General features: G+C 40.0%; 6 protein-coding genes. 1 reads left to right on the forward strand and 5 read right to left on the reverse strand.

Annotated elements, in window-relative coordinates:
- Positions 1–69: 69 nt before the first annotated feature.
- Both rplY and FJR06_RS08710 read right to left on the reverse strand, forming a co-directional pair.
- Positions 70–369, reverse strand: a complete 300-nt coding sequence (gene rplY, locus FJR06_RS08705; RefSeq protein WP_015083400.1) for a 50S ribosomal protein L25 — start codon at positions 367–369, stop codon at positions 70–72.
- A 120-nt stretch (positions 370–489) separates the two neighbouring features.
- Complete coding sequence (locus FJR06_RS08710) at positions 490–1,818, reverse strand: adenylosuccinate synthase (RefSeq protein ID WP_015083401.1); 1,329 nt, start codon at positions 1,816–1,818, stop codon at positions 490–492.
- A gap of 214 nt (positions 1,819–2,032) precedes the next feature.
- Here FJR06_RS08710 and psbN point away from each other — a divergent pair, with 214 nt between their 5' ends.
- Positions 2,033–2,170: a photosystem II reaction center protein PsbN gene (gene psbN / locus FJR06_RS08715; RefSeq protein WP_015083402.1), complete on the forward strand. Its 138-nt coding sequence runs from the start codon at positions 2,033–2,035 to the stop codon at positions 2,168–2,170.
- Positions 2,171–2,278: 108 nt separating this feature from the next.
- On the opposite strand, the gene FJR06_RS08720 is transcribed toward psbN, so the two are convergent.
- The 3 genes from FJR06_RS08720 to FJR06_RS08730 all read right to left on the reverse strand — a co-directional run bounded on the left by FJR06_RS08720 (position 2,279) and on the right by FJR06_RS08730 (position 5,085).
- Positions 2,279–3,715, reverse strand: coding sequence for an energy transducer TonB (locus FJR06_RS08720; protein ID WP_168651248.1), 1,437 nt, complete (start codon positions 3,713–3,715; stop codon positions 2,279–2,281).
- A 288-nt stretch (positions 3,716–4,003) separates the two neighbouring features.
- Positions 4,004–4,342 carry a cytochrome c6 PetJ gene (gene petJ, locus FJR06_RS08725; RefSeq protein WP_168651249.1) on the reverse strand — a complete coding sequence of 113 codons (339 nt, stop codon included), beginning with the start codon at positions 4,340–4,342 and terminating at the stop codon, positions 4,004–4,006.
- A 257-nt stretch (positions 4,343–4,599) separates the two neighbouring features.
- Positions 4,600–5,085, reverse strand: a complete 486-nt coding sequence (locus FJR06_RS08730) for a GNAT family N-acetyltransferase (RefSeq protein WP_015083405.1) — start codon at positions 5,083–5,085, stop codon at positions 4,600–4,602.
- Positions 5,086–5,195 lie beyond the last annotated feature (110 nt).

Genomic DNA, 5,195 nt, shown 5'->3' on the forward strand with positions numbered 1-5,195 from the left:
TACTCTTGCCTTTTTCCCACAAAAAAACCAGGGCTAACCCTGGTTCTCTTCGTTATTATTACCTGAATTTTAGCCTTTAGCACCAGCAAAAAAACTGATGTGGTAAGGTGTGCCTTTGGCTGGGTGAATCTGAACTTCACGAAGCACGGTTGTACCAGTCCACTCTAATTCAGCAATGCTGAGTTCCACTTGGGTTTTATTAGGAATAACTTGCTTGAGCAAACGTTCTACAACTTTAGCGTCAAGAACTAGAGAAATTGATTCAATCCCGTTGTGACCATACAAGTTGGCGGGAATTAATCCAGAACGGCGCAAAGCTCTGGGTTTGCTACCTTCTGGGCGGGTTTTAGATTCGAGTGTGATTGCCATATAAGTTGTTAAGTTGTTAAGTTGTGAGTTGTTAGTTGTCAGTTGTCAGTTGTCAGTTATCTTGCCACTGACCAATGACCAATGACCAATGACCAATGACCAATGACCAATGACCACTAATTAAACTGGTGTACTGTTAGGTTGTAACAGTGCGCGTTTGGGACCGTGAATAGGATCTTCAACAATGATAGTTTGATCACGACTTGCTCCCAGGGAAACAATCGCAATCGGCACTTCCATTAATTCTGCCAAGAATTTCAGATAGTCCAGTGCTTTTTGTGGTAACTCTTCCAGGGTACGACAGTGACTTGTTGACACTTGCCATCCTGGTACAGTTTTGTAAATGGGACGACAACGGGCGAAAAGACGAGCGCTGGTGGGGAAGTGTTCGCAGCGTTCACCATCAATTTCATAAGCCACACAAACATTGATTTCCTCTAGTTCATCGAGAACATCAAGTTTGGTAAGTGCCATACAATCCATGCCGTTAATGCGAACCGCATAACGACCAATAACCGCATCAAACCAACCACAACGACGTTTACGCCCTGTAGTTGTGCCAAATTCTGCACCGCGATCGCCTAACAAGTCACCAATTTCGTCATCTAGTTCCGTGGGGAAAGGACCTTCTCCCACTCTTGTCGTGTAGGCTTTGGATACACCAATTACCCGATCTATCATTGTTGGTCCTAGTCCACTCCCCACACAAGCCCCCCCAGCGACTGGGTTGGAGGATGTGACATAGGGATAAGTTCCGTGATCTAGGTCAAGTAATGTCCCTTGTGCGCCTTCAAACAAAATATTCCGTCGTCGTAAAACCGCATCGTAGATTTTCAACGATGTATCAACGACGAAAGGACGCAAGCGTTCCGCATAACCTAAATACTCCTCAATCACTTCTTCTGGATTGAGAGGTGGCAGATTATACAGCTTTTCTAAAATGGTATTTTTATAGTTTATCGTCCACTTTAACTGCTCACGGAGTCCGTCGGTGTCCATCAAGTCTAACATCCTGATGCCTATCCGCTCAGATTTATCGGCGTAAGTAGGACCAATACCTCTACCTGTTGTCCCGATTTTATGATTTCCCCGTACTTCCTCTGATGCCTTGTCAATCATGCGATGATAGGGCATGGTGACATGAGCCGTCTGAGATATCAACAGATTAGCCGTGGAAATATTTAATTCTTCTAGTTGTTCGAGTTCTTTAATCAAGACTTGCGGATCGATGACTGTTCCACAGCCAATGATACACTCGGTTTTTGGATACAAAATACCAGAGGGGATTAAGTGCAGCTTAAACGTCTGACCTTGGACTACGATTGTATGCCCAGCGTTCACTCCCCCTTGGTAACGTACCACCACGTCTGCGGAGCGGCTGAGTAAGTCAGTTATTTTACCTTTTCCTTCATCGCCCCACTGGGCACCTATGACAATGACGTTAGCCAAGAGATTATATTAAAGGGTAAAGTTTCCACAAAAATCCATTATTAACATATTTTTAATATTTTGTCAATAAATTGGGCATAACATTATTTACGGAGTATCAATACCTTGGCCAATTTACGAGGGTGAGATGATCATGCTTTAACTATGTAATGTGCGATAAGTTAAATTTTGTAATATTCTATAAATATCGCTGTGATAATATGTATCTAAATTTATGGACTTAGAACCCGCTACGGTGCTTGGAATTTCCTTTTGTGCGGCGTTAGTTGCTATTACTGGTATGGCAATTTACACATCTTTTGGACCCCCAAGCCAGGAATTAGATGATCCCTTTGATGATCACGAAGATTAACAGATCTATTAATTTAACATGATGGTTGGCATTGTCCACCCTACATTCTAGTCAGATGGGGTAATTCATGAATTATCCCTCCCATATCTATACTTTGAATATCTACCTCTAAGACTCAGTAGGTGATGTAGTTGCAGATGCTGGTGGTGAGATCTGTTGACTCTCAGAAGGTGCAGATTCTTCTCTCTGTTTAGTTGTATTTTCGGAGGGAATATCAGTAATAATAGGAGTTATTTTTTGTTGATTATATTGAGGAGATTCGATAGGAGTAGAGGTAGAAGTCGCTTTTTCAGGGTTTTTTTTGGTGGTTGCTCTTTGTTTTTGTATTTGCCGTTCTTGAAGTTTACGGTGACGCTGTGATCCTTTAATGGCAAAGTTAACTGAGGCTCTTACCCCTTCTCTTCCCTCTGCTGTGGGTGTTAATTTCCACTCTTGTGCAGCTTGTTGAGCGGCTTGATCTAGTTCGCTATCACCACTGGAACGGACTAACCGAACTCGCGTAACATTACCCTGGCTATCAGTATCAATAGCAACTTCTGCATTTCCTTCAATGCCACGCTGTCTGGCTCTATCAGGGTACTTAATTTGACACTGGATACAATCTGCACGATTCAGTTTAGAACTGTTTTCTATGGGAGGTTTCGGTGCGGTAGCTATTGGTGTATTTTCTGATTTTGGTTTATTCCCACTTTCATTCCCAACACCATTACCAGTACCATTACCTGTACTATTTCCAATTCCATTACCAACACCAGTACCTGAACCAGTACCATTACCTGTACTATTTCCAATTCCATTACCAACACCAGTACCTGAACCAGTACCGTTTCCAGTACCTAAACTATTTCTTGAGCGATCGCCTAAATTGCCTAAAATATTTTTATTCTGCGGTAACTGTGTGGAAGCGGTGGAGTTGCTAGGGATATTGTTGGAACTAGCATTAGGTTGAGTTTCTGACTTTAATGGTGTGATTTTTGTGGGTTTTGTCTGCACTTGGGGTTGAGTAGACGCTAGGGTATTTGCGTTTTCATCTAATTTTTGTATTGGTTTTGTTTCTACTGGGGGTGGTGTTGTCGCAGGTTCAGGAGTTGTGTTTTCTATTGGGTTAGTTTGTACAGGAGTTAATATTTTCGCTGGTTCACGATTTGTAAGTGTTTGGGATTGTTTACTGATAAGGTTAGTAGTGATTTTTAGTTGAGCCTGTTTGGTTATGGGTGCGACAGAAGACTTAATCATATTCAGGGCTGTTTCTGTTGGTGTAGAAATTCCGCCACCTTTATTTCCACCACCACCACCGGAATTTGTTTTTGCTAGGGATTTTATCTCTACTGGTAGTTGGTTTACTTCCTGGGGTATTGTTTCCAGAATTGTCACTTCAATGGGTTCTTCTCTAACTTCAGGGAATTTGAGAAAAAATTTGTTAATAGCTAAAGCTAGTATCCCAATATGTAATACCAATGAACCAATTAGACTAAAGAAAAGAAAAGTCTTTAATGCTTCAGCTTCTTTTTCGCGCTGTTCTATAGTGACACTTGAAAATTCCATATTTTCTGACTATTTATGATAATTATTTTCTTGATTTAGAATCCAGTAAAAGATGATATCAACAACATCTATTCTTTTATAAATTTTTCTATTTAGGCAGGGAATAATTAATTTATTTTATTCATGGAATGGAGAATTTATGAAAATATTAAGATATTAAAGAAAAGCCATTTACCATGCTGATGATATTTTTGGTTGTACAGTGGTTACTAAATCTAATTACTAATAAAAAGACTGAGCGGGACAAAAAGCCCCGCACATTGTTAAGCCATCAAATTAGATCTAAATTTACTTTTTCCAGCCGTTATCAGCTTGTTGTAGGACATAAGCAGCTACATTTTCTATTTGCTCTGCTTTTAACCGACCCTTAAAGGCTGGCATAGCACCTTTACCATTAGTAACTTGATAAACAATTGCTTCAGCCGAGTACATACCGTACTTTTCCAAATCTGCTTTTTTCAGGGTTTTGGCAGCATTAACTAAATTTCTGCCACCCGCATGACAAGAAGCACAATTAGCACTAAATACTTTAGCTCCGCTGGCTGCGTCTGCGGCCAAAGCAGGACTACTGAAGGCAAAGGTGAAGATAGCTATGCCTAATAATAATACTGAGACAATCTTTTTCATCTGGTGTTCTCTCGATAACAATGTCTGAATCGGTACAAATATCCTCCCTAATTCTCATTTAATTTCGTTGCATTAGTCAAACGACAGACTGTCAAACTTGGCTGAAATAATTGAGAATTTCAGATTAATTGATTGATAGCTTGAGGGTTTAGGCAAAATGTAAACTTATATGAATTTAAATTGAAGAAGAGCAAAAAGAAATTAATAATGAAGGATAAAAGGAAAATTTGCTATATTTACCCTTTATCTTTTAAACTTCATTTTTGCTTGGCTAATTGGGTCAGATCCTTTTCAGTCACCCGACAAATCCGCCAATCTTCTAAAATATCTGCACCCATATTCCGGTAAAATGCCTGCGCTGACACATTCCAATCTAAAACACTCCACTCTAAGCGCCCACAATCCCTTTCTACAGCTATTTGGGCTACTTTGGACAAAAGTGCTTTACCAATACCTTGGCGGCGATATTCCGGCAAAACAAAGATATCTTCTAAGTAAATTCCTGGCTTGGTGAGAAATGTAGAATAATTATGAAAAAATAGGGCAAAACCTACAGCCTTACCTTCAAATTCGGCTAGGATTGCATCTACGTATTTTGGTGAACCAAATAAATGATCCTTGAGGGCTTCAGCATTGCCAATAACAGCATCAGATAGTTTTTCATATTCAGCAAGTCCCTGAATTAAGGCAAATAAGGTATGAGCATCACTGGGTTCGGCAAAACGGACAATTAAATTAGTCATTAGTCATTGGTCATTAGTCATTGGTCATTAGTTCACATTTTATACTCAAGATGTCTAATTTTTTTTAACCACAGACAACTAACAACTGTACGGGCGAAGCATTTGGAGAA

It is taken from the genome of Dolichospermum sp. UHCC 0352 (assembly GCF_009711925.1).
GTDB lineage: Bacteria > Cyanobacteriota > Cyanobacteriia > Cyanobacteriales > Nostocaceae > Dolichospermum > Dolichospermum lemmermannii.

What these genes read in the sequence shown, in the direction of transcription:
- rplY (WP_015083400.1), bottom strand. Translation starts at nt 369, where the DNA reads ATGGCAATCACACTCGAATCTAAAACCCGCCCAGAAGGTAGCAAACCC.
- petJ (WP_168651249.1), bottom strand. Translation starts at nt 4,342, where the DNA reads ATGAAAAAGATTGTCTCAGTATTATTATTAGGCATAGCTATCTTCACC.
- FJR06_RS08720 (WP_168651248.1), bottom strand. Translation starts at nt 3,715, where the DNA reads ATGGAATTTTCAAGTGTCACTATAGAACAGCGCGAAAAAGAAGCTGAA.
- psbN (WP_015083402.1), top strand. Translation starts at nt 2,033, where the DNA reads ATGGACTTAGAACCCGCTACGGTGCTTGGAATTTCCTTTTGTGCGGCG.
- FJR06_RS08730 (WP_015083405.1), bottom strand. Translation starts at nt 5,085, where the DNA reads ATGACTAATTTAATTGTCCGTTTTGCCGAACCCAGTGATGCTCATACC.